We start from the raw sequence: 24,293 nt of genomic DNA on the forward strand, positions 1-24,293 counted from the left end.
AGCTATGCGGGTCGCCCCGCACCACCTTGTCTTAAGCTACTGTTACTACTGCCTTCACAGTTCGGGACTCACACCCTATAGCCTGTACCCATGCCGGGCACACCATAAGAGAAAACCGTCGGATTCCGGCGGTTTTCTTTTAATTTTGATGTGTGTGTTCGTAAACATTGTTACTTTTAGAATTTCCGAGAAGCAGTTGATCTCCATTACATGTGCTCGCTTTCAGCGGGGTGATGGGGAAAAGCAGAAAGCGCTCGTCTAGCCTAGGGCAAGCAAATGTGTAAGGGACCGGACAAGGTGTGCCCTTCCGCTAGCCAAGCGCCTTTAGAAGGTCTCACCTGTCTTACTTCCACTCGCTGGATAAGAAAGGCGGCGCAGCAAGACATCCAACTCAAGAAAAAGTAACCTTCTTTTTCGAGGAGTCGGCACCTTTCATTCTGATCAACTTTTCCAATGAGGCATGCAAAGTTGACCAATATAAAAGAACATATAGAATAGGAATAAATTCCTACGAATGTGCTGCTTAATCATGATGTTTTGCATAGCAAACAATCAGCAAAACTTTGTTTACAAAACTAAACCCTTCTAAGTGAAATTTTTAAAAAATTTTTAATTTTTATTCATTGTCTTTCTGACTTTCAATCGTCCTTTCTTAACGGTTATTATAATATCTCCGTCTGTATCTGTGCGGTAGATGCTGGAACCGGTTTTCTTCAGCCTTTCCACGACTTCACGATCAGGATGGCCGTATCGGTTGTTTTTACCTGCCGAAATGACCGAAATGTGCGGCTGTGCTTTTTGTAAGAACGAGGCTGCTGACGAAGTACGGCTGCCATGGTGCGCGACCTTTAGTACATCAGTCTTGAAAGAATCATACGTTTTAGACAGCCTGGCTTCTCCTTTTTCTTCTATGTCCCCGGTGAACAAAAATGAACGGCCCGACAGCTTCGACCATATCACAATGGACTGCTCGTTGCTCTCCTCTTCGCTTCCATCTGGTGACAGAACCGTAAACAAACCGCTCCCCCTTCTCCACGTCATTCCTTCTTTCATTTTCACGATCTTTACTTGCCTTTTGGCTGCATGAAAAAAAATTTCTTTTTCTATCTCAGCAGGCTTTTGTTGATGAAAAGGATAATACAAGGTATCCACTTTCATATTGCTTAAAATCACCTCAGCCCCGCCAGCATGATCCACATCACTGTGCGTCAATAATAAAGCGTCAATCTTTCGGATCCCCATGCCTTTTAGAGAAGGCAGAACGACTGATCGCGTCACATCAAAGGGCCTTTTTCTTCTCCTCCACTTTTCTTCGGCAAACGTAAGCGTGCCCCCAGTATCGATCAAATAAATGCCTTTTCTGTTTGGCAGCTCGATGATCGCGCTGTCTCCTTGTCCTACATCCAAAAATGTGACCCTCGTTTCATCGCGAAAATACGGAGTAATCATGTGAAGAAGCATAACCACTGCTAATGGAAGCAATGCAAGAGGGAAGAATTTCTTTTTCTTATCCCATACAGTGAAAAAAAACCATGATGCCCCCATATAGCCTGCAAGGAAAAGAAGGGACGGCCGGCCGAAAATAAACGGCTGTGTATGGTTGGCGGCATACATCAATATGTTTGTAGCGATTTTAATAAACAAGTGAAGAATGTAATCCAAAAAAGTCAGACTTGAAAACATCGCCCCAAGCGGCACGATGAATAAAGCAAGCGGAAAGAGCAGCAATGAAACAAAGGGTATGTACAGAGCATTCAGAGGAAGGGACCAAAAGGAAATTTCAAAGAAGTGATACAAAATGAAAGGCAATGAAGCGATCTGGCATAGCAGTGTGGCTCGCAGCATGACCAAGAAGCTGGTTCCTGGAGCGAGCAGGATGTTTTTTGAGCAGATGAGAACAAAGGTCATATAAAAAGACAGCTGAAAGCCTAGGTTGTAAACGGTATAAGGATTATACAGCAGCATAAGCAGAAACGCGGTTCCAATAACATTAACTGGCATGAGCCTGCGCTTCACGAACAAAAAGAAAGCCGCTGTGGACCCCATGATGCCTGCGCGGATGATCGAACTCTCAGCGCCTGTCAAAAGTGTATAAGCAGGGATTGCGAGTAAGATGACGAGGTAAATCTTTTCTTTCGTCAATCCGGACATGGACAGCACGACAAAAAGCAATCCAATCAGCACAGCAATATTGTATCCCGAAACAGCGAGCAAATGAGTCAGTCCGAGTTCTTGATAAGCATCCGTCACGTGAGGCGGTATGCCGCTTCTCTCGCCAAACAGCAGCGCATTAATCAGGCCGGCTGATGGTTCAGAAAACCTTGTATTAACATGCTCTACGCCTTTTTGCCTGAGTGATGACAAAAGAAAGAACACATTGCCATCAGGCGGAATGCACCTTTCAGGGAAACCCCTAGGCTCAAGGACAAACATAGCTCCCTTCTGCTTTAAATATCGAGGAAAGTCCATGCCGTACTGATTTCTCTTATGTTCAGGATACGCCAGCTCACCTGTTATCAAGCACTTCTCGCCTGACTGCAGAGTAGAATAGCTTTTCCATTCCGCTTCGTTTTTGGCCGTATATGAGACATAAACTTTGCCAATCTCTTTTTCTCTGTGTTCTGCCCAAAATGAAATTTTATCACCGTCAATAACAGGCATGGAGCTAATGGTATATAAAGAAGAAAACGCGGCGGGAGGTAGATCTGATGTGGGAAGATAATAATGAGTATAGGCTGTAGCATACAAAAAGAATAAAGGCAGCCCTGCTAATGATGCCCAGAGGTAGCGATTGCCGCTCCAAAAAAACAGGATACTTAATGCTGTTAGCACTGTTGCAGCAGCCCACATACGATGATCTGACAGTATGATGCCTACGATGGCAGCGGCAAAAAAGAGCGGAACCGTAAACGGCTTCACTCTTTTATTGTCATTTGTCTGCCAAATATGTTCAGCGGCTCCTGAAATTCTATTTTTTCCGTCACGACTCCGGCTTCCCGGAACTGTTCGATGGCGTACGGATGATTTTTATAATCCTCGCCGTAATATAAGGTTTTGATGCCGCTCTGGATGATAATCCGGCAGCAGTTCAGGCAAGGAAAGTGCGTGACATACATGGTCGCGCCATTTGTCGGAACGCCAAATTTGGCACACTGTAGAATGGCGTTCACCTCTGCATGGACGGTGCGCACACAATGGTTATCAATCACGTAACAGCCATCATCAATGCAATGGACACCTCCGGATATGGATCCGTTATAGCCGCCTGCGATAATCCGGTTGTCCCGCACGATCGTCGCTCCTACGGCAAGCCTCGTGCATGTACTCCGTAAAGCCAACAGATGGCTTTGAGCCAAAAAATAATCATTCCATGAAATGCGGTTCATTCGCTTACCCTCCTGTCTGTTATTAGTGTAGACTTTTCGTCTTCTCTCCGTCAATGAGAGAACGAAATCAGTTCCGCCCATTGCTCTGCTGTTTTCTCTCCGATCCCTTTGACTTGCAGCAAATCTTCCATTGACGAAAATGGTCCGTTTTCCTCGCGGTAGCTGATGATGGCCGCTGCCTTGGCAGGACCGACACCTGGAAGCTTCATCAGTTCTTCTTCTGTAGCAGAATTCACGTTAATGATTGCAGCCGCAGCTTCTCCCACGCTCTCATGCTGCGCTGCCGGGATCATATGCTGTTCACCTTCTTTTGCTGCGTAAATCACCATCTCATCAGTAGCGATTGCCGCCAAGTTGACAGACTTCGGATCCGCCGTTTTTGTAAAGCCGCCGGCCAGTTGAATAAAATGAATCACCCGTTTCCCGGACCGCGCCTGGTACACGCCCGGCTTTACCACCTCGCCCTTCACATCGACCCAGATGTCTTGTCCCCCTTCCTCAACTGAAGCGTTCTTATCCTTTTTCTTCGGTTCTTGTACAGCTGGCTGAGGGATAGACGGCATCGAGTGCTCCCTTTCATCCACACTCACTCTCTCTTGACCGAATGCTAGATACAAAATGAATAAAACGAGCAAAACCCCCGCTAAAACTGCTTTCTTTCCGTGTTTTCGCACCATTTCTTCCACCATCGATCACGCCGCATTTACTCTTATTTTTAGAAACTCATATTCTATTCACGTTCCGCATAAATTTAAAGGCAGGGAAAGGAGGAATGTGTATGAAAATCGGTATAATCGGCACCGGAAACATGGGGAGTGTCCTGACTGCCTCATTGATAGAATCTTCCGCGATCCATGCGTCAAGGCTGATGGTGACGAACCGTACATTAACAAAAGCTGAACGCCTGAAAAACGCTTATCCGAAATTGCGGGTGGGAAGTTCAGCAGAAGAGGTTTTTCAGTTTGCTGACATTGTGTTTATTTGTGTAAAGCCTCACGAATTTTTCAATCTATTATCTGAAAACAAAGCTGTCATTGCCAAACATAAGCTGATCGTCTCCATCACGAGCCCCATTTCGTGTGAACAGCTCGAATCGCTCGTCGACTGCAACGTGGCGCGTGCCATTCCTAGCATCACGAACCGCGCACTGTCTGGTTCTTCTCTTATCTCGTTCGGCGACAGATGCCACACAGAGTACCGCGAAAAATTGCTTGAGATCATGTCATTCATTTCAAAGCCTGTGTTGATCGAAGAGTGCACAACAAGAGTCTCTTCAGACTTGGCAAGCTGCGGACCTGCTTTTATGGGATTTTTATTGCAATGTTTCATTAACAGCGCGGTGAGCGAGACAGATATTTCAAAAGCCCAGGCGACGACTCTGGCCACCGAAATGATCATCGGAATGGGCAAGCTGCTGGAAAAAGAGGTCTACACACTGCCCGCATTAATTCAGAAAGTTTGCGTGAAGGGCGGAATCACGGGAGAAGGCATCAAGATTTTAAAGGATCATGAGCACTTATTTGATGCGGTGATCAAGAAAACACACGAGAAATACCATGAGGACTGCGAGAAAATCACAAGCCAGTTCCAAGTAAAAGAAGAACTTCCTGAAACGTGACACGTTCAATGTACCGCATTCATAAAAAGAACAAAAGCCGGGAAATCCCGGCTTTCATAGTTCATCGAACCCATTATCGTCCAAAACTTTGGTATACTGTCTCGATTTCTGCTCAAAAAAGTCGCTTTTTCCCGAATTTACATCTGAATAGGCTTTTATCCATGGCAGCGGATTCGTTCTGCATCCTTCAAACGGGCGCTCAAAGCCGAGCTCATTCACCCGCTTGTTGGCCATAAACCGGATATATTGCTCCAGTTCATCCATGTCCAGCCCAACAGCAGCATCTTTTAAGACATGCCTACCCCAGTTTGCCTCAAGTTGTGCTGCTTTCTTAAAAGAATTTTGCACAAACTTCTCCGTTTCTGAGCTGTTCAGCTCAGGATACTGCACTAGCAGCTCACGAAATAGTTTGCAGAACAAATGCACATGCAGCTGTTCATCGCGGTTAATATAATTGATCATTGTTGAAGTCGAGATCATCTTTTGGTTTCGAGCCATGCCATAGAAAAAACAAAATCCTGAATAAAAGTTCAGACCCTCTAAAATCACGTCAAAGACGATCGACTTCATGAACGTTTCAGGCGTAGGATACTCCGCGAACGCATCGTATACCTCAGCGATAAAATCGTTTCGCTCCCTTAATACCGGATCAGACTTCCAATACTCAAATACTTCGTCTTGTTTGTTTTTTGGCACAAGGCTGGAGAGAATGTAAGAGTATGACTGGTTATGCACAACTTCTTGAAAAGACAAAGTCGTCATGAGCGCAACAAGACTTGAATCGGTCAAAAACTGTGCTGCTCTTCCGCTGTAATCCGTCTGAATGCTGTCCAAAAAGGCGAGCAGGCCGATAATTTTGTTGAATGCCTCGCGCTCATGCTCTGACAGAAGAGGAAACTGCCTTATATCATTGGACATGTTGATCTCAAACGGTGTCCAAAAATTGCCGAGCATGTTCTTGTAAAGCGGATATGCCCATGAGTATCGCACATCATCCCAGTTAAGCACGTTTGAGCTTTTTCCATTGATTATTCCGGTCGAAGCGTTCGGCGCAGCCGGATCATACAATTTCCGCACTTTTAGTGGCTCATGGATGGTTTTAACTTTCACAGCTGTCACACCCTTCTAGTTCCGTTGATGTAGAACGTGTATAATAGGTCGTCTTTAACCCGCTATTCCAAGCGTCAAGATGAAGATTGAGCAGTTCTTTCGCCTTAATCTGATTTGTTACATATAAATTAAAAGACAGTGATTGATCCACATGACGCTGCCTTGCACTGTTTTGGCGAATGCTCCAATGCTGGTTGATCATAAATGCCGATTTATAAAACCAATACGTTTCAGAAGAAAGATCTGGCGCCGTAACTGGTATGCGGTAGTTTTTCTTTTCTTCTGAATACAGTCTATTAAAGACAGGATCGATGCTCGGAGTTGAATTGGCGATAATCGATGTCGAAGCGTTCGGCGCGACGGCGAGCAAGTAACCGTTGCGCATGCCGCTGTTAGCAACTTTATGGCGCAGTTCCTGCCATTTATCGCTCTCGTACCCTCGCGCTTCAAAATAGTTTCCGTTCATCCATTCCGAACCCGCACACGCTGGATAGGCCCCTTTTTCCGCTGCCAGCTCAGCACTCGCGCGAATGACAAGATAGTTAATCTGTTCATACAGCTCATCCGCAAAGATCACCGCTTCTTCTGTTTCCCACCCTATTTTCTTTAGCGCAAGAAGATGATGCCACCCAAACGTCCCGAGTCCGATCGCCCGGTATTTTTTATTCGTCAGCGCTGCCTGCGGAACATCGAGTGTGTTCACATCAATCACATTATCGAGCATCCGAACCTGTATTTTTATCAGCCGTTCTAAAACCCCGGCGGTCACGGCTCGCGCGAGCGAGATGGATGATAAGTTGCATACCACAAAATCTCCAGGCTCTTTTGTAATTAAGATTTTCCCGTCTTCCGCTGCCTCCGATATCACTTTTGTTGCCGACTGGTTCTGCGTAATTTCGGTGCAAAGATTGCTGCAATAGATCATTCCCGCATGCTTGTTCGGGTTCAGCCTGTTCACCGTATCACGGTAAAACATGAACGGAGCTCCTGTTTCAAGCTGTGATTTCATGATCCGCTTCATCATTTCAATGGCCGGAATCACCGTTCTTGAAAGCTCCTCCTGTCTCACACATGCCGCATATCGGTGTCTGAACGTGCCATTGCCTTTTTCCTCATCATAACTATCTTCTAATGCAAAGCCCATCACCTGCTTCACCTCATGAGGATCAAACAAGTGCCACATTTCTCTTCTTTCTACCTTTTCCATGAACAGATCAGGAATGCATACTCCTGTAAACAGGTCATGCGTCCTTTTGCGCTCATCGCCATTATTCAGCTTGGCATCTAAAAATTCCAAAATATCTTTATTCCAAATATCCTGATATACGGCGATGGCACCCTGTCGCTGTCCGAGCTGGTCGACAGAAACCGCCGTATTGTTAAGCTGTTTCATCCAAGGAAGACACCCTGAAGAGTTGCCTTTATATCTGCGGATATCTGAACCGCGGGATCGGATTTTTCCAAGATAGACCCCTAAGCCCCCGCCATTTTTTGACACAGTAGCAGCATCTGTGTTGCAGTCGAAAATACCTCGTAAACTATCGTCCATCGTATCAATAAAGCAAGAGCTCAGCTGTCCGGAATTTTTTCCTGCGTTCGTAAGGGTAGGGGTCGCCACTGTCATATACAGGTTGGAAAGTGCCCAATACGCTTCTTTTACGAGGTTAATGCGATTTTCACGCTCTTCTTTGACCATCAATGCCATCGCGATAATCATGAAGCGTTCTTGCGGCAGCTCCATCACGTTACCATCATGATCTTTTGCTAGATAGCGGTCCGCAAGTGTGACAATCCCTATGTAGGTAAACAGCTCGTCTTTTGACTGGTCGATGCCGCACTGCAGGTCTTCTATTTCTTTTTGCGTATAGCTTTCTAGCAGCTGAGAATCATAGATTCCTTTGTTCGTCAGGTCTAGTAAAAGATTATAAAAAGAGGGATAACGCTCGCCATCTTTTCGTTTCCTGTTCTTTCCTGCCTGTTCATACAGTGTTTCAAGATACAGTCCCGCTGCCACAAACGTCCAGTCCGGCTCTTGAGGCGTCATGTAATCAAGAGCTCTTCGAATGCATTCTTGCCATGTTTCGTGTTCATCTGTGCTTTTTTCCCATAACTGCATCACTTTGTTTAAATAGTCTTCACTTTTTAACTGTGGAAATCTTTGCTGCAGTTGTTCCAGCCAATCCCCGAGCTTCGTGTTTGCTGCTGTTGCCAATCTAATCCCTCCTGCGATTTACGGGCATAGAAAAAGCCCTATCCTAAGGATAAGGCAGAGAGCAGCCGAATTTGCAGCATACCACATGCTTGGCAAGTAAGGCTTTCTCGTCCCAATCCCCGGGAACTAAAGCATACGAACAAAAGGCAGGTCTACTGGCTTTGCTTCACCCTACTCCGGACCTTCCCATGCTATCAATGAGCACAGTGGCATTTCCGTTTCGTCCACAATTACAGTTGCGGGGACAGCTCCAGCTTTTCACTGGATTCCCTATTAAGCCTAGAATTTGGCACCTTATGTTCAATATGTAGTTTACATATTCTACTTTCACACTAAATGTTGATGTTGTCAAGAGGTGAAATAGAAAGACCAGCCGTGAAACTAGATTCGATAAGTAGTCTTTTTCGCTAAAAAAATTCCGCCGCCAGCTCAGCTGACGGAGGAATTTTTTTTATTATTGAGCCGTATAGCCGCCGTCGATGACGACTGCTTGCCCTGTGATGCCTTTAGCTTTGTCACTTGCCAGGTAGATCGCATAGTCTGCGATTTCTTTCACATCGAGCAATCTTTTTTGCGGAACAAGCGGATAGATCACTTCTTCCAGCACACTCTCAAGCGGAACGTTTCTTGTTTTCGCAAGATCCTCCAGCTGGCCGCGGACAAGCGGTGTGTCCACATAACCAGGACAGATGGCATTCACGGTGATGCCGTGCTCTGCACCTTCAAGAGCAGACACTTTTGTCAAGCCGATCACACCATGCTTGGAACTGTTATAGGCCGCTTTACCAGCAAATCCGACGAGGCCGTTGATCGATGCCATGTTGATGATGCGCCCGCTTCCCTGTTTTTTCATTTGCGGAAACACTCGCTTCGTCGCGATGAATGGTGCAGTAAGCATGATTTTGACGAGCAGTTCAAATTTTTCTGTTGGAAACTTTTCTAATGGCGATACATACTGAAGACCAGCGTTGTTCACAAGCACGTCAATACGGCCGAACGCAGAGACCGCTTCGTCCAGCGCCGCTGCTATCTCGTCTTCTTTCGTCACATCACATCCAACTGAAATGGCTTGAAACCCTTTGCCTTTTAATTCTTCCGCCGTTTCTGCTGCTTTTTCTGCCTGCAGGTCGCTAATCACGACAGACGCGCCTTCCTCAGCGAATGCCGCCGCAAGCTCTTTTCCGATACCGCTTGCAGCTCCTGTAATAAAGACCGCTTTTCCATTTAAAATGCCGTTCATCATAATCTCCTTTCTTAATTAAACGATACCGAACATGTAATAAAGAGCAATAATTACGAATACCGCTGCCGTCTTGATCAATGTCATCGCAAAAATATCAATATACGATTGTTTGTGCGTTAAACCGGTTACGGCAAGAAGCGTGATGACCGCTCCGTTGTGTGGAAGTGTATCCATGCCGCCAGATGCCATTGATGCTACACGGTGAAGCACTTCAGGGCTGATACCGAGTTTTTCCGCCTGTGCCACGTACTGTTCACTCATCGTCGCGAGTGCTATGCTCATTCCTCCTGAAGCAGAGCCCGTAATACCCGCAAGTGTTGTAGTGGTAACGGCTTCGTTCACGAGCGGATCGGTAATTGTGTTAGACATCGCTTTGTTCACAGCAGCAAACCCTGGAAGTGCGGCGATGACACCACCAAATCCATATTCTGAAGCCGTGTTTAGCGTCGCGAGCAGTGCACCCCCAATCGACAAGTTCAAGCCTTTATTGAAATTACTTCTCATTCGTTTAAAGCCAAAAATGAAAACGGTTACAATTCCGATGATAAGAGCACCTTCAACCGCCCATACAGCAGCAAGTTTCGGAATTTCAATCGGAGCAACATCCTTCATCCCGAGCGCTGAGAAATCAAACGTTTTTCCATAGTACTGAGGTATAAGTGTGGTGAAAATTTTATTGAATACCCCTACAAGCAAAAGCGGCAATAGTGCGATGAACGCGTTCGGCAAGTTCGTATCGTCTACTTTCTCCGGCTCATTTTCATGTCCCGTGCCGTACCCCTCACCTTTACGCTGCGCTTGTCGGCGCCGCCACTCCAGATAAACCATCCCTAATACAAAAACAAACATCCCGCCAATGAAACCAAGCCAAGGTGCCGCCCACGTATCTGTCCCGAAAAAGCTTGTCGGTATGATGTTCTGGATTTGCGGACTACCCGGAAAAGCGTCCATCGTGAACGTGAAAGCGCCGAGTGCAATCGTTCCTGGGATGAGTCGTTTCGGAATATCAGCCGCTTTAAACAGCTCGGCTGCAAAAGGGTAGAGAGCGAACGCCACAACAAAGAGCGAAACACCACCGTACGTTAAAATGGCTCCTACAAGTACAATCGCCAGCATTGCACGAGATGGACCGATCAGTTTGATGACACTTCTCGTGATTGACTTGGCAAAGCCCGACATCTCAATGACTTTTCCAAAAATGGCCCCGAGAAGGAATACAGGGAAGTACAGCTTAATAAAGCCGACCATCTTTTCCATAAAGACGCCTGAGAAGAACGGCAGCACGTGCCCTGGTTCTGTCAGCAGGACAGCAAAAAGCGCAGCGATGGGCGCGAATAGAATGACACTGAACCCTCTGTACGCGACGAACATCAGAAAAAATAATGAAAGCAAAATAATAATAATGTCCATTACATAACCTCCTTGTTTGTTGGCATGAGAGCAGGCTCCGCTCTCAACCAATCTATCTATGCAAGAAGCGTGCCAATTCAACAACCTGATTTTCACCATACGAGATTATCAAGGATTTCCGGTTTTTCGGAACAGACAGGATGATTGCTTGTCTACATGGAAGACGTATTGCTCCGTTATTCCGGAAACACTTTCCGCAGTAACGGAAATCCACTATGCTTGAATGTTATATTTTTTTATCTTCTCATACAGCACGGTTTTTCCGATTCCGAGCTTCGCTGCCGCTTTTTTCTTGTCGAACGAGCAAGCAGCAAGCGTATCGCGCAATACTCTTTCTTCTGTCAGCTGCATGATCTGCTTTAAGCTGCTATTCTCCTGGACTGCGCTTACTTCATCATGAGAAAGAGCTGGCACCACATCCGCCGTAATGACTTCTCCTTGCGAAAAATGCGACGCAGCTTCTAAAATATTTTCCAGTTCCCGAATGTTTCCAGGCCATTCGTGAGAAAGAAACCATTCCATCACGGCTGCTTCCACGGCGATTATCCGTTTGCCGGATCGCTTGCTTATCTTCTCTAGCAGCCTTAAAACGAGCCCAGGTATATCTTCTTTTCTCTCACGCAGCGGTGGGACATTTATTGGAATGACATTGATCCGGTAAAAAAGGTCTTCCCTGAACTGCCGCTGTGATATCATCTGCGCCAACGGTCTGTTTGTTGCGGCGATGATGCGCACATCGACCTTCTTGGACACTGTCGAACCAATCGTCTCAATCTCTTTTTCCTGCAGCACACGCAGCAGCTTGATCTGCATGTGGGGTGGCAGGTCTCCGATCTCATCAAGAAAGATTGTTCCTCCATCAGCGAGCCCAAACTTGCCGGCTTTCCCCCCTTTTTTTGCGCCAGTAAACGCCCCTTCTTCATAGCCGAAAAGCTCGGACTCAAACAACGTGTCTGGAATCGCGCCGCAGTTAACTTTGATAAATGGCTTTCCGCTTCTCTCACTCAACTGATGAATGCTGTGGGCGATCAGCTCTTTTCCCGTTCCGCTTTCTCCATTAATCAATATCGACAAATCGCTGCTTGCTGCCCTTTTCACTTGGTTTTTGAGCAGCACCATTTTTTCCGAACAGCCTTCTATATCTGACAGGGAATATTTCGCACCGTTTTTTTCATGCCAGTCCTTTTTGTAAAATTCAAGCTCAGAAAGCAGGCTTTTTATGTGGCTGTTCATTTTCTTCCACTGCCCGGTATCGCGAAAGATGACCGTGCCGACAGCACCGATCACTTCTCCATCCGCGACAACAGGAATGCGGTTGGCGATCATATAGCTTCCTCTTATATACTGAAGGTCGGCGATTTCAGGAACACCGCTTTCTACCACTTTGTGCATTCTCGTGTTTTCAATGACTTCCGAAACATGCTTGCCGATTACCTCATGAATGTTTTCACCGAGAAATTCTGCATACGTCTTGTTCATGTATTGAATTACGCCATTCCGATCGACGACTACAATCCATTCGTAAGCGCTATCAATAATCGCTTCAAGAATGGAGTTCTTAACTTTTTCATCCGCAGTGAACATGATTCCACCTCCTTGATGTGCTTGAGTTCATTGTAACTTAACATCCGTTTTACAGAAACAGCGCTATAAGCATAAAGAAAACTTGGCTGAGAGTCAGCCATAGTTGCCCTTATACTTTTCCCTAAACTTTTTGACTACGTCGAATTCCTTTACTGTTAAAATGTGATATGTCTTAAAATGGAAAACAAGGGATCCGCATGACAGACACTGCTGCCAAGCGAACCCCTTGTATATACGAAAAGCAGCCCTTTATGTCAGGAAATTTTCTTCGCGATAAAAAATTGCCGCTCCGCCTCAGGGCTATCCGACGGTTCCGAAAAATCAGCACCCGTCTCTAGCAGCTCGAACCCCGCCTCTGTCAGCAGCCTGGTATATACAGACGGTTCGAAGGTGCGCTGAACATGAAGTTCGTCAAACCTTTCATAGCTGGTGCCGTTCTGCACAAAAAATGTCAGTTCATGCTCGACACTGTCCGGCCATTCACCTTCATAGCACTGCCATATGTAAGACAACTGTTCATCATTTGAGCCGAACGTGTTTCCTAAAAAAACGTGCTCCATCTTAAAGAGCGTATGTACATCAAAGAATAACAAACCATCAGGCACAAGGTGACTATGAACAGCACGAAAAGTTTGCAGCACATCTTCTTCATTCAAAAGATAGTTCAGCGAATCACAGAAAATCGTGGCCGCCTCGAATTCTCCCAGTCCTTCAATCTCTCTCATATCCTGCTCAAAAAAGGCAATGGAAACATTTTCTTTTGCGGCTTTCTCACTGGCAATCATCAGCATCTCACTAGAAAGGTCAATTCCCGTAACGTTATAGCCTTCTTTGGCGAGACGGACGCTGAAGGATCCCGTCCCGCAGCCGATGTCCAGCACACGTTTGCCGGTGAGGTTGTGCGCAGCCAATTTTTTTTTAAAATAGTGTACCCACTCATCGTATGGCGCGCTCTCCATCAATTCATCGTAATAGTAGGCAAACTGCTCATAGCTCATACGCCTTATCCTTGTGCGGTGATGATGGTGTCAACGTCCACTGTCGGCGCGTCGCCCCATAGCTTTTCAAGATTATAGTACGATCTCTCTTCGCGGTGGAACACGTGAGCGACCACATTGCCTAAATCTAGCAATACCCATCTTGCTTGGTCAAACCCTTCCATGCGTTTAATGTGCAGCTCGTTTTCTGCAGCAGAATCCTTCATTTCTTTCGCGATTGCCTGCACCTGCTTTTCAGAATTACCGTGACAAATCACAAAATAATCGGCTACGAGGGAAATACCCTTCATTTCCAAAACCACAATATCTTCTGCTCGCTTATCATCCGCGGCTTTTACTACTAATTCCATCAATTCTTTTTCGTTCAAAAGAATACCTCCTTTATTTATTGCTTCCCTTTTATTTCAAGCTGCAATCCGTTATACGTGTCGAGCGTAAGTGGATAAATTCGCTGATTTTGTTTCATTAAAAATAGTATGGTGTTCTGCACCGCTTTTAATGACGCTTTGTTCAAACAAACTTTCGAGAGTTCACGCACTTCGTCCACACCGGGAAACTGCCGGTTCGGCTCCAGATAATCGGCTAAGAAAATCACCTTTTCAAGCAATGTCATCGAGCCATTGCCTGTTGTGTGATAATAAACAGCTGAAAGGATTTCTTCGTCTTTTATGCCGATCTCTCTTTCCAGCAACAGTGCTCCAACAGGTGCATGAAGCAGCTCTGTCCCGTAATTCAGCAGGTCTTTAGGAAGATCTGACTGTTTCACGATTTCTTGCATTTCTTCTTTCGGACGGAACTTGGCATAATCGTGAAAGATAGCAGCAATACTCGCCTTATAGGCGTCCGCTCCATACCGGTGTGCCAGTTCTGCAGCCGCCGTCTCAACTCCAAGCGTATGAATGTAGCGATGCTCCGTCAGATGCGGCCTGACGAGTTCAAGTGCTTGAATTCTGTCCATATAACCCTTTTTCCTCCATAAAGTGAAGAACAGCAGGCGGGATGTAATACCGTACATTTCCGCCATCTTTCCTTCGATTCCGGATAAAAGTGGAAGAGATCTCCAAAAGCGGAACATCGATCATCTTCACGCCAAAGTCCTGCCAAGCTTGGTTAATCGGGGAATCCTTCCGCCGCACACCAGCAAAAGCGGCAATTTCTCGAAGTTCCTCAATCTTTTTCCATGTCGACAGCGAGCTGACCATATCGCCTCCCATAATGAAGGTGATTTCCTGATTTTGATCCTCGGCCAAAAGCTGCTTGACCGTGTCAATCGTGTAGGATGGACCTTCCCGGTCAAATTCAATAAGAGAAAGGCCGAATTGTCTGTTGCCTTCAATCGCAAGCCGCACCATTTCTGCGCGGTCCTGATCGGTTGCATTGCCAGCAAGTTTTTTATGCGGCGGTTTTTTTGCAGGAACCCAAACGACTCGGTCAAGCTTCAGCTGATGAAGTGCTTCTTGGGCGATTATCAAATGGCCTGTATGCGGCGGATTGAAGGAGCCTCCGAAAATACCCGTTTTTCTCATCGTACCTCCTAAGGAAGGCTGATTTTTTTCTGGTTGACTGATTCTTTGTAAAGGACGATTGTACTTCCAATCACCTGGACGAGTTCAGCTTTTGCCCCTTTAGATAAAAGCTCTGCCACTTCATCCTTATCTTGTTCGCAGTTTTGCAGGACGCTGACTTTAATCAGCTCTCTCACTTCTAGCGCCTCACTGATCTGTTTGATCAGGTTGTCGTTCACGCCACCTTTTCCCACCTGGAAAATTGGTGTCAAATGATGTGCCTCAGAACGTAAATATCGTTTTTGCTTGCCTGTTAACATAATTTCCTCCTTAATTCTTCTGTTACCTTGTCTCTCATAATCGCTGTATCAGGAAAGATGCCGGTCCACTTTTCAAATGCAAGTGCACCTTGATACACAAACATCGAGACGCCGTTATCGATGATGGCGTCTCTTTTTTTCGCTTCTGCCAAGAGCTGTGTTTCAAAAGGATTGTAGATAATATCTGACACAACGGCCTGTTGTCTTAATGTGCCCAAACGCAGCGGCATCTTCTCTGTATGTGGAAACATACCTACGCTCGTTGTGTTAATAATGATGCTATAGCGATTCAGATGGGATTCCGCTTTCTCAAGGGTGAGCGCTTGAAGAGAGGAGCTCGCCACGTCTGCAACCAGTTCTTCCGCCTTAGAATAGGTTCGGTTGCAGACGGCAATACTTCTTACACGTTCCGCAAGAAGGGCTGAAACGATTCCTCTGGCTGCTCCGCCAGCGCCGATTACGAGTACATCACCGTTATCAAGCGGAAATGGCGCAGTTTCCTTCAATCCTCTCACAAAACCGGTCCCGTCAGTGTTATATCCAACAAGCTGTGAACCTTCTTTCACAATTGTGTTAACAGCGCCAATCTTCTCAGCACTTTCATCGACTTTGTCCAAGAAGGGGATGCAGGCTGATTTATAAGGAATCGTAACATTCGCGCCGGCATAAAGCTCATTGCGCAGCATATCGATTGTCTGTTCCAGTTCCTCTGGCAGCACCAGAATCTTTTCATAAACTAATGGAAGATTCAGTGCTCCTAGTGCCGCGTTATGCATCTGCGGTGAAAGAGACTGTTCAACGGGATTGCCGATCAAAATTAATTTCTTCAATATTTCACCGCCTTAAATAAGCGATTTCCTTAAACTCACACCTGTTCCTGCCGGAGCATAAGCGGCGATCTTCGCACCTGCTTCAGGAACGGTCACCCACCCCAGACCAGAGAACACGACATCGGTTTTGCCTTCCTTTATTAAAAACTCGTGTTTCACAAGCGGCGGAAATCCTTCTTTCTCTCCAGGTGGCTGAAGCAGATCGCCCAGCTGCCGTTCGTACAAGTCATTCGCGTTCTCGAGCTTCGTACGGTGAATGGTCATCTCATTTGACAGGTGGCAAACGAATGAACGTCGTCCTCCTTTTATATAATCCAGCCTTGCGAGGCCGCCGAAAAAGAGTGTCTGTTCTTCATTCAATTGAAACACAGCCGGCTTGATCTCTTTTTTGGGCGTAATGATTTTCAATTCATTCTGGCTTACAAAGTGCGCCATCTGTTCAGGATTAATAATACCAGGGGTATCATAAAGGGCACTCTGGTCATCGAGAGGCACTTCGATCATATCAAGTGTTGTTCCCGGGAAATAAGACGTGGTGATATAATCACTTCCGCCTTCCCCGAATTCTTTTAAAAGGCGGTTGATAAATGTCGATTTCCCTGTATTCGTACAGCCGACCACATACACGTCACGGCCGTTTCGGTGCTGCTCAATCGAATCGGCAAGCTCTTCAATGCCGTGTCCCTTCGCCGCTGAAATGAAGTGAACCTTTTTAGGATTCACTCCGCGGTCAGCCGCCTCTTTTTTCATCCAAAGCTCTAGTTTTCTTGGATTGACTGACTTTGGCAATAAGTCCAGCTTATTCCCTGCAAGCAAAATCGGATTGTTGCCGACAAGCTTCTGTATGTCCGGTACCCAGCTGCCGTTAAAATCAAAGATGTCCACAATCATGACAACAAGGGCACGTTCCTTGCTGATCGAAGACACGATTGTGCGGTAATCCTCATCCGTCAGCGATACATCCTGAATTTCATTATAATGCTTTAAACGAAAACAGCGCTGGCATATGGCCGTTTCCTTCAAAAGAGCTGAAGGAGGAGCATATCCAAGCGCTTCTTTATTTTCTGTTTGAATGTGGACGCCGCAGCCTGCACATTTAACGTTTTCCAAATCTTATTCCTCCCAGTGTATCATGCCGCGCTTCTTCATCCAGCCTAGGATGAGACGCTCCATTTTCCTGTTGAACCTTGTCCATAACCCATCTGTGCTCGCTACTGGAACGACAAGGATTGTATGAAGGCCCAGACGATTTCCGCCAAGCACATCTGTCAGCAGCTGGTCGCCAATCACGACAATTTCTTCTCTTTTCAGTTTCATGTCCTGTATCGCCCGCTTAAACGCTCTTGTCATTGGCTTACGCGCGCTGTAAATGAACGGAATGCCTACAGGATCAGAGAATGACCTCACGCGCTGCTGTGTATTGTTGGAAACAATCGTAATCAGGATGCCTTTTTCTTTTATAGAAGTAAACCATTCTATGAGCTCTGGTGTTGCTTCAGGCCTGTCCCATTCTACTAAAGTATTGTCCAGGTCTGTGATAATTCCTTTGACGCCTTTTTGCACGAGCATCTCTGGTGAGATATCAAAAATGGTCTTCACATGCTGTGCCGGCAGAAATTGTTTTAACATCTTAGCACCTCTTCACCTACTAATTCCACTCTATCTATAATACCAATAAAATAAGACTTCACAATCTCTTTTCGCTTGAAAAGTGCAGGATAAGCAAAAATCCAAAAAAGTTTTCGACAAAACGTTCGCCTCTTCTCTTTGTGGATAACTATATACACACTATACCATGCTTAATTTACAGAAAAATAAGAAGATATAAACAACTTACCCACAACTTATCCACCAAACACTGTGGATAAGCGAACGGTTGTTCCTCGTTTTGTTTCATGGTAGACTTTGGATACATCAAACAAACAACCTACATTTTATTCATAGAAGAGGTAATACAGAACGCCCAACGGTAATCTTTTGTTGCGAAAGAAAAACAGGAGGTGGACAAGCCGAACCTCGGCTGAACACATGGAAAAATTATCGGATGAGCTATTGATTGAATCGTATTTCAAAGCGAAAGAACTGAAACTAAGCAGCGACTTTATTTCATTAATTCAAAAAGAAATCGAGCGGCGCTCTCTTCACAAGCGAGTGATGCTCCCACTTATGTAAGCGGCCGGCAGCCGCTTATTTTTTTTGCTGTTTTTTCATTTGTTTGCGAAGCTCTCTGAACTTGGCAGGCGATGAATACACATCTGCTTTACTGTTCCACTGCGATTCTAAATTCTCCTTCACTTCAAGACAGATCTTGTTATGAATTTTTCTGTCATATGTGCGAAGCTTCAAGCCGACTTCATACCTGTCCTTCTTTTTGATGACTGCTGCCTGGCTTACAAATGGCAGCGAGACGGCATGCCTCTTGATTTGCTCAATATCTGTAAGAGGCATGTCCGAATTTTCAGCAGTCTGCTTCACTTGATAATAATTCCTCATCATAGAGGTAGGCTTATCGTTCACTGTTCTCTGCGGACTGCATGCTGTTATCATGAAGCTGATTACAATTAAGAATACCATTCTCACTTTATCATCACTCCTATCATTAGGTTAGCTAAAAAATGGGAATGATATTCAAGCAGGCTATCGTGCTCTCTTCCTTTTTCATTTGCCTATAACAGGCGTATTTGCTTACAATGAAAGAGATTGCTTGTTTGGTAAACGTAATTTCAAAAAGGAGGTTTGCCCGGAAATGCTGCTCTATTACATACTCGCCCCCTTTGCGGCGGCTGCTATATTTCCGCTTGTCTACTCTGCTAACCGGCGTCTCCATGCTGGATGGCTAGCCCTCTTCATTCCGGTAACGCTGTTTGTCTTATTCATTCAGAAACTGGACGTATTAATAAAAGGAGAAACGGTCTCTCAAACGGTGAGCTGGATTCCATCTCTTGATGTGAATCTGGACTTTTACCTGGACGGTCTTAGCATGCTGTTCGTTCTGCTCATCACAGGCATCGGAGCGCTAGTCGTCTTTTATTCCATCTATTATTTAGACCGTTCTGAGCAGCTTACGCATTTCTATGTGTACTTGCTTCTTTTTATGGGTTCCATGCTCGGCGTCGTGCTAAGTGATAACGTGTTCGTGCTATACACGTTTTGGGAGTTCACGAGCATCAGTTCTTTCTTGCTTATCGGGTTTTGGTATAAAAGAAAACGATCGGCTTACGGTGCCCAAAAATCCATGCTTATCACCGTAATGGGAGGACTGTCCCTGCTTGCCGGTCTGATTTTGCTTTCCATTATCACAGACACGGCGAGTATACGCGGCATGATTGCCGCTCAGGAGACCGTGCTTAACAGCAGCCTTTTCGTTCCAGCTCTTCTGCTTGTCATGATGGGTGCTTTTACAAAGTCTGCACAGTTTCCCTTTCACACATGGCTGCCGGATGCGATGGAAGCACCGACTCCCGTATCTGCCTATTTGCATTCAGCCACGATGGTAAAAGCAGGGCTATATTTGACTGCCCGCTTTTCGCTTATTTTCAGCGGTACAGATGTATTCTTCCTGCTAGTATCAGGAATTGGATTACTAACATTATGTGCCGGTTCGTTTCTTGCTTTACGACAGACCGATTTAAAAGGTGTTCTTGCGTATTCAACGATCAGCCAGCTTGGCATGATCATGGCGATGCTCGGTTTCGGTACAGGGGGAGCGGTACTTGCTGCCATCTTCCATATCTTCAACCATGCCACATTTAAAGGAAGCCTGTTTATGGTGGCAGGTATTGTAGACCATGAAACAGGTACGCGGGATATTCGCAAACTTGGCGGGTTGATGTCTCTCATGCCTGTTTCGGCGACGCTTGCCTTCATCGCTGCGTTTTCAATGGCAGGTGTGCCGCTTCCGATCTTGAACGGGTTTTTGAGCAAGGAAATGTTTTTCACATCATCCTTAAACATTAGCCAGACAACAGAGATTGCCTCTGCATTTACTCAGGTTGCACCTTATCTCGCTGTGTTTGGTAGCATCTTTACGTTTGTTTACTCCATGTATCTTGCATTTGGCACCTTTACAGGTAAAACCAGATTGGAGGAACTGCCGAAAAAGCCTCATGAAGCTCCGTTAGGAATGCTTGCGGCTCCGGCTGTTCTTGTCTTATTCGTTGTGGTGATTGGACTTTTGCCAAACTTGATTTCCAGACCTCTCCTAGCCCCTGCTGTGGATGCTGTAACAGGAGAGAAAGCTTCTGTTCATTTAAAATTCTGGCACGGCTTCGACACTCCGCTATATATGTCGCTTGCGGTTGTGGCACTTGGAACGCTGTTATTTCTTGCCTTAAAAAGGTGGCAGCCGCTATACAGCAGGATACCCGTTTATGCTTCAGCTGACCGGTTTTATAACATGCTGATTTCGATCCTGACAAATGGTTCACGGCAGTTGACCAGCGGGTATATGACCGGTTCACTACGGCTTTATACGGCTATCATCCTTGTTTTCTTAGCGGCTGCGACAAGCTGGTTTACGTGGCGGACAGACGGGTTCTTATTCTCAGCAAGCGATCTTGCACCTGTCACAGCACCTGAACTGATCACAGGATCTCTCATGCTTCTTGCTGCCATAGCAGCTTGTTTCATCACTCATCGAATTGCGGCAATCCTAGTCGTCGGTGTGGTCGGCTACGGATTGAGCCTTCTGTTTGTATTTTTCCGGGCACCAGACCTTGCCTTAACGCAGCTCGCTGTCGAAACCATCACCGTCGGGCTTTTCCTTTTATGCTTTAAGCATTTGCCTAAGCTAAATCAATCAGACAAAACGGCCGGAGAGAAGCTCATTGATTTATTGATTGCGATTATGACAGGCTGTACCTTAACCTTAATTGCGATTTCTGCTCACAGTTCGAAATGGTTCCGCACCATATCTGATTATTTTGTTGAGACATCCTATACGCTTGGCGGAGGCAAAAATATTGTGAACGTAATCCTTGTGGATATGCGCGGCCTGGATACCTTATTTGAAATAACCGTACTGGGTCTCGCGGCGATCGGGATATACATTATGATAAAATTCCGGACGAAAGGGGAATAAGACGCTGTGGAAATTCTCATGTGCATATTAGCTGGCTCTCTTTTCACGGCGGGGGTTTACCTGTTGCTGCAAAAAGAAATGCTGCGGATCATACTTGGGACAGCCCTCCTGTCGCACGGCGCTCACCTCTTCATCCTGACGATGGGAAAGCTGAACAGAGGAGCTCCTCCCGTTTTGGAAAAAACGATCAAGACATATACCGATCCGCTGCCTCAAGCCCTGATTCTGACTTCAATCGTCATCAGTTTTGGCGTGACAAGCTTTTTGCTTGTTCTTGCTTATCGTGCTTACCAGACGAATCAGACAGACAAAATGGATGAGCTGAAAGGATTGGAAGATGAGTAACTTAGTGATTATACCTATACTGCTGCCGCTATTTTCCGCGGTCCTTATGCTGTTATTCACGAAAAATATGAAGTTGACGAGAGCAGCAGCCGCCGCTGCTGTTCTGCTGAACACGGCTTACTCTGCTTTTTTAGTATGGAAAGTGTATAGTGAAACGCCCATTGTATTAGAAACCGGAGGATGGAAAGCTCCGTATGGGATTATCCTCGTAGCAGACTATTTATCTGTTTTGCTCGTGCTTGCGGCGAACATCGTCACAGCAGCTGCTGTTTTCTATTCGTTTCACACGCTTAATGAAAAGTTGCAGAAATTTTATTTTTATCCGCTCACTCTCCTCCTTCTTACAGGAGTTAGCGGAGCGTTCATAACAGGAGATTTGTTTAACTTATTCGTGTTCTTTGAAGTGCTGCTTATGGCTTCCTACGCACTGATCATCCTTGGCGGAACGAAGCAGCAATTTAGAGAATCCTTGAAATATATCATTTTAAACTTATTTTCTTCTATTCTTTTTGTCACGACGGTCTCTTTTCTTTATTCAGTGACTGGGACTGTGAACATGGCCCAGCTGGCACAGCGTGTGGCAGAGGTTGAGCAACAAGGCGTTTTAACAGGGATCGGCATCCTGCTGTTTGTGGTGTTTGCTACTAAAGGCGCCCTTTTTCCTCTATTCTTCTGGCTTCCCAGGTCATATATCGCTCCAGCGCCAGTCATTTCAGCGCTGTTTGGAGCGCTGCTGACAAAGGTCGGCATTTATTCTATATTGCGCGTGTTTTCGCTGATTTTTGTTCATAAGTTGGAATTGACGCATTCGTTCTTCCTAATTCTCGCTGCTTTAACAATGCTTGCTGGCGTGATCGGCGCGCTTTCCACACATAATGTGAAGCTGATCATCGCCTACAACATCCTTCCAGCCATCGGCTTTATGATGCTTGGGATCGGCACCTTTTCTGCAGAAGCACTGGCAGGCACCGTATACTACCTGCTCCATGACATGGGCATAAAGGCAGCCTTGTTTTTCCTTGTCGGCTTGCTCACGATGCATGCGGGCACATCTGATCTTCGGAAAATGGGAGGATACATTCACTCCGCGCCTGTGCTTGGGTGGATGTTCTTCTTATCATGTCTTGTGCTTGCAGGGCTTCCGCCGTTCAGCGGCTTTATCGGGAAACTGATTCTCCTGAAAAGTGCGATGCTTGAAGGGCATTATATTGTTTCAGGAATCGGCTTGTTTTCTAGTCTGCTCATCTTGTTTTCTGTGATTCGCATTTTTATTGGAGCCTTCTGGGGTGAGCACACGGCACCAAAGCAGCCTGTTCCAAAGACGGCGGCTGCCTCTGCCGGTGTCCTTTTGACCCTTGGCGTATTCATGGGGATTGGTGCAGAATGGATCTATCCTTGGATTCAAGTGACAGGTGACTGGCTGTACGATCCATCAGGCTATATCGACAGTGTACTAAAGGAGGGAACAGAATGACCTTTCAGCTGATTATCAATATCATCATCGGAATCGTGTGGATGTTCCTTTCTGAAAACTATACATTTGTCAGCTTTTTATGCGGCTTTGTTGTTGGGATCTTTCTGTTATATTTATTGAATCGATTCATTCCCGACTCGTTTTATTTCCGGTATGTGAATGCGATATTGTTCTTGATTTATCTTTTTATTAAAGAGCTGATACTAGCAAACATCGAAGTACTCAAGTGGGTGTACAAGCCGAAGCTCGATATGCAGCCGGGTATCATTGCCGTGCCGATCGACTTAAAGAGAAATTGGGAGATTACGCTATTAGCCAATCTGATCACACTTACACCCGGCACATTGTCCGTTGATATATCCCGCGACCAGCGATATATCTATATACATGCAATTGATCTGCCAGATGTCAATGATACGATTATGAGCATAAAGGATTCATTTGAAAAAGCGATACGGGAGGTGACAGGATGAGTGCATGGTTTGAAATGGTTCTATACAGCTGCCTTGTGCTGAATTGCCTGTCTGTCCTTCTTCTTGTCTACAGGGCCATCATCGGGCCGTCGAGTCCCGATCGGGCTATCGCACTCGACACAATCGGCATCCACTTGATTGCCATAACAGGAATCGTAGCAATCATGCTGAATTCCATTCATTTAAATGATGTGATTCTTTTGATCGGCATCTTAACGTTTATCGCGACAGTGGCCATCGCGAAATTTTTGGAAAAGGGTGTTATCATTGAAAGAGATCGTGATTAGCACTTTCCTGATTATTGGAACGTTCTTTATGGTTTCAGGCACGATCGGTGTGCTTCGCTTTCCGGACGTGTACTCACGCCTGCATGCAGCCACCAAGAGTGCTACGCTTGGTGTTTCCGGTGTCTTAATCGCCACATTTTTATATTTTCTCTTTGATAAGGGCATCTTCAGCGGCAAGCTCATACTTGGCATCTTGTTCGTCCTTTTGACGGCACCTGTCGGAGGGCACATGATTTCAAGGGCGGCTTACCGCAGCGGAGTGCCTTTATGGGAAAGAACAGCCTACAATCATTTAGAAGAAGAAGAAAAAAAGGAAGAGCGATTTTAACGTACTCTTCCTAAATTTTCAAATTTGACATATAATTGATGAAAAGAAAATCATTAAAAAGCAGAGCTCCTATTTTTACTCCGCAGCGTT

At 45.7% G+C, this 24,293-nt stretch carries 25 protein-coding genes and 1 riboswitch; of the genes, 8 read left to right on the top strand and 17 right to left on the bottom strand.

Features of this window, described 5'->3' with window-relative positions; genetic code table 11:
- Positions 1–609: 609 nt before the first annotated feature.
- Genes ACFQPF_RS13515 through ACFQPF_RS13525 form a run of 3 tightly spaced genes read right to left on the bottom strand, consistent with a single transcriptional unit; the run spans position 610 to position 4,063 of the window.
- A complete protein-coding gene (locus tag ACFQPF_RS13515) occupies positions 610–2,919 on the bottom strand; it encodes a DNA internalization-related competence protein ComEC/Rec2 (protein WP_379750258.1) in 2,310 nt (769 codons plus the stop codon).
- Positions 2,916–3,386 carry a ComE operon protein 2 gene (locus ACFQPF_RS13520; RefSeq protein ID WP_379750259.1) on the bottom strand — a complete coding sequence of 157 codons (471 nt, stop codon included), beginning with the start codon at positions 3,384–3,386 and terminating at the stop codon, positions 2,916–2,918. Before ACFQPF_RS13520 ends, ACFQPF_RS13515 begins: the two co-directional genes overlap by 4 nt.
- Before the next feature lie 50 nt (positions 3,387–3,436).
- Positions 3,437–4,063, bottom strand: a complete 627-nt coding sequence (locus tag ACFQPF_RS13525; protein ID WP_379750260.1) for a helix-hairpin-helix domain-containing protein — start codon at positions 4,061–4,063, stop codon at positions 3,437–3,439.
- A 101-nt stretch (positions 4,064–4,164) separates the two neighbouring features.
- Between ACFQPF_RS13525 and comER the strand changes: the two genes are divergently transcribed.
- Positions 4,165–5,004 carry a late competence protein ComER gene (gene comER / locus ACFQPF_RS13530; RefSeq protein ID WP_379750261.1) on the top strand — a complete coding sequence of 280 codons (840 nt, stop codon included), beginning with the start codon at positions 4,165–4,167 and terminating at the stop codon, positions 5,002–5,004.
- A 54-nt stretch (positions 5,005–5,058) separates the two neighbouring features.
- Here the strand turns inward: comER and ACFQPF_RS13535 are convergent, their stop codons facing one another.
- The 13 genes from ACFQPF_RS13535 to ACFQPF_RS13595 form a co-directional block, all read right to left on the bottom strand.
- Positions 5,059–6,099 (bottom strand): ribonucleotide-diphosphate reductase subunit beta, encoded by a 1,041-nt coding sequence (locus ACFQPF_RS13535; protein WP_379750320.1) that lies wholly within the window; start codon positions 6,097–6,099, stop codon positions 5,059–5,061.
- A gap of 4 nt (positions 6,100–6,103) precedes the next feature.
- A complete protein-coding gene (locus ACFQPF_RS13540; protein ID WP_379750262.1) occupies positions 6,104–8,326 on the bottom strand; it encodes a ribonucleoside-diphosphate reductase subunit alpha in 2,223 nt (740 codons plus the stop codon).
- Positions 8,327–8,454: 128 nt separating this feature from the next.
- Positions 8,455–8,638, bottom strand: a riboswitch (cobalamin riboswitch).
- Positions 8,639–8,780: 142 nt separating this feature from the next.
- A complete protein-coding gene (locus tag ACFQPF_RS13545) occupies positions 8,781–9,566 on the bottom strand; it encodes a 3-hydroxybutyrate dehydrogenase (RefSeq protein ID WP_379750321.1) in 786 nt (261 codons plus the stop codon).
- Positions 9,567–9,584: 18 nt separating this feature from the next.
- Positions 9,585–10,979 (bottom strand): GntP family permease, encoded by a 1,395-nt coding sequence (locus tag ACFQPF_RS13550; RefSeq protein WP_379750263.1) that lies wholly within the window; start codon positions 10,977–10,979, stop codon positions 9,585–9,587.
- Between the two features lie 213 nt (positions 10,980–11,192).
- On the bottom strand, positions 11,193–12,563 hold the full coding sequence (locus ACFQPF_RS13555; RefSeq protein WP_379750264.1) for a sigma-54 interaction domain-containing protein: 1,371 nt from the start codon (positions 12,561–12,563) through the stop codon (positions 11,193–11,195).
- Between the two features lie 254 nt (positions 12,564–12,817).
- Positions 12,818–13,561: a class I SAM-dependent DNA methyltransferase gene (locus tag ACFQPF_RS13560; RefSeq protein WP_379750265.1), complete on the bottom strand. Its 744-nt coding sequence runs from the start codon at positions 13,559–13,561 to the stop codon at positions 12,818–12,820.
- 5 nt (positions 13,562–13,566) lie between these two features.
- Positions 13,567–13,911, bottom strand: coding sequence for a ribosome silencing factor (rsfS, locus tag ACFQPF_RS13565; RefSeq protein ID WP_379750322.1), 345 nt, complete (start codon positions 13,909–13,911; stop codon positions 13,567–13,569).
- Between the two features lie 35 nt (positions 13,912–13,946).
- Positions 13,947–14,519, bottom strand: a complete 573-nt coding sequence (gene yqeK, locus ACFQPF_RS13570) for a bis(5'-nucleosyl)-tetraphosphatase (symmetrical) YqeK (RefSeq protein ID WP_379750266.1) — start codon at positions 14,517–14,519, stop codon at positions 13,947–13,949.
- A complete protein-coding gene (locus ACFQPF_RS13575; protein ID WP_379750267.1) occupies positions 14,497–15,087 on the bottom strand; it encodes a nicotinate-nucleotide adenylyltransferase in 591 nt (196 codons plus the stop codon). The genes yqeK and ACFQPF_RS13575 overlap by 23 nt, the downstream gene beginning before the upstream one ends.
- 8 nt (positions 15,088–15,095) lie before the next feature.
- Entirely contained in the window at positions 15,096–15,386 is a 291-nt protein-coding gene (gene yhbY, locus ACFQPF_RS13580; protein WP_379750268.1) for a ribosome assembly RNA-binding protein YhbY, read from the bottom strand.
- On the bottom strand, positions 15,380–16,216 hold the full coding sequence (aroE, locus tag ACFQPF_RS13585; RefSeq protein ID WP_379750269.1) for a shikimate dehydrogenase: 837 nt from the start codon (positions 16,214–16,216) through the stop codon (positions 15,380–15,382). Before aroE ends, yhbY begins: the two co-directional genes overlap by 7 nt.
- 12 nt (positions 16,217–16,228) lie before the next feature.
- Complete coding sequence (gene yqeH / locus ACFQPF_RS13590; protein ID WP_379750270.1) at positions 16,229–17,326, bottom strand: ribosome biogenesis GTPase YqeH; 1,098 nt, start codon at positions 17,324–17,326, stop codon at positions 16,229–16,231.
- A 3-nt stretch (positions 17,327–17,329) separates the two neighbouring features.
- The gene (locus tag ACFQPF_RS13595) at positions 17,330–17,845 is read right to left on the bottom strand and encodes a YqeG family HAD IIIA-type phosphatase (RefSeq protein WP_379750271.1); all 516 of its coding nucleotides are present in this window, start codon (positions 17,843–17,845) and stop codon (positions 17,330–17,332) included.
- A gap of 399 nt (positions 17,846–18,244) precedes the next feature.
- Between ACFQPF_RS13595 and sda the strand changes: the two genes are divergently transcribed.
- Positions 18,245–18,388: a sporulation histidine kinase inhibitor Sda gene (gene sda, locus ACFQPF_RS13600; RefSeq protein ID WP_379750272.1), complete on the top strand. Its 144-nt coding sequence runs from the start codon at positions 18,245–18,247 to the stop codon at positions 18,386–18,388.
- Positions 18,389–18,403: 15 nt separating this feature from the next.
- Here sda and ACFQPF_RS13605 read toward each other — a convergent pair whose 3' ends face one another.
- The gene (locus ACFQPF_RS13605; protein WP_379750273.1) at positions 18,404–18,796 is read right to left on the bottom strand and encodes a hypothetical protein; all 393 of its coding nucleotides are present in this window, start codon (positions 18,794–18,796) and stop codon (positions 18,404–18,406) included.
- Positions 18,797–18,962: 166 nt separating this feature from the next.
- Between ACFQPF_RS13605 and ACFQPF_RS13610 the strand changes: the two genes are divergently transcribed.
- The 6 genes from ACFQPF_RS13610 to mnhG are packed head-to-tail and all read left to right on the top strand — an operon-like array spanning position 18,963 to position 24,203.
- Positions 18,963–21,296 carry a Na+/H+ antiporter subunit A gene (locus ACFQPF_RS13610; RefSeq protein WP_379750274.1) on the top strand — a complete coding sequence of 778 codons (2,334 nt, stop codon included), beginning with the start codon at positions 18,963–18,965 and terminating at the stop codon, positions 21,294–21,296.
- Between the two features lie 6 nt (positions 21,297–21,302).
- Positions 21,303–21,641, top strand: coding sequence for a Na(+)/H(+) antiporter subunit C (locus ACFQPF_RS13615; RefSeq protein WP_379750275.1), 339 nt, complete (start codon positions 21,303–21,305; stop codon positions 21,639–21,641).
- The gene (locus ACFQPF_RS13620) at positions 21,634–23,115 is read left to right on the top strand and encodes a Na+/H+ antiporter subunit D (RefSeq protein ID WP_379750276.1); all 1,482 of its coding nucleotides are present in this window, start codon (positions 21,634–21,636) and stop codon (positions 23,113–23,115) included. The genes ACFQPF_RS13615 and ACFQPF_RS13620 overlap by 8 nt, the downstream gene beginning before the upstream one ends.
- A complete protein-coding gene (locus tag ACFQPF_RS13625) occupies positions 23,112–23,588 on the top strand; it encodes a Na+/H+ antiporter subunit E (RefSeq protein ID WP_379750277.1) in 477 nt (158 codons plus the stop codon). The genes ACFQPF_RS13620 and ACFQPF_RS13625 overlap by 4 nt, the downstream gene beginning before the upstream one ends.
- Positions 23,585–23,875 (top strand): Na(+)/H(+) antiporter subunit F1, encoded by a 291-nt coding sequence (locus ACFQPF_RS13630; protein WP_379750278.1) that lies wholly within the window; start codon positions 23,585–23,587, stop codon positions 23,873–23,875. Before ACFQPF_RS13625 ends, ACFQPF_RS13630 begins: the two co-directional genes overlap by 4 nt.
- Complete coding sequence (gene mnhG, locus ACFQPF_RS13635; RefSeq protein ID WP_379750279.1) at positions 23,847–24,203, top strand: monovalent cation/H(+) antiporter subunit G; 357 nt, start codon at positions 23,847–23,849, stop codon at positions 24,201–24,203. Before ACFQPF_RS13630 ends, mnhG begins: the two co-directional genes overlap by 29 nt.
- The last annotated feature ends 90 nt before the right edge of the window (positions 24,204–24,293 follow it).

The sequence above is a fragment of the Fictibacillus iocasae genome (assembly GCF_042665465.1).
In the GTDB taxonomy this organism is placed as follows: domain Bacteria; phylum Bacillota; class Bacilli; order Bacillales; family Fictibacillaceae; genus Fictibacillus; species Fictibacillus iocasae.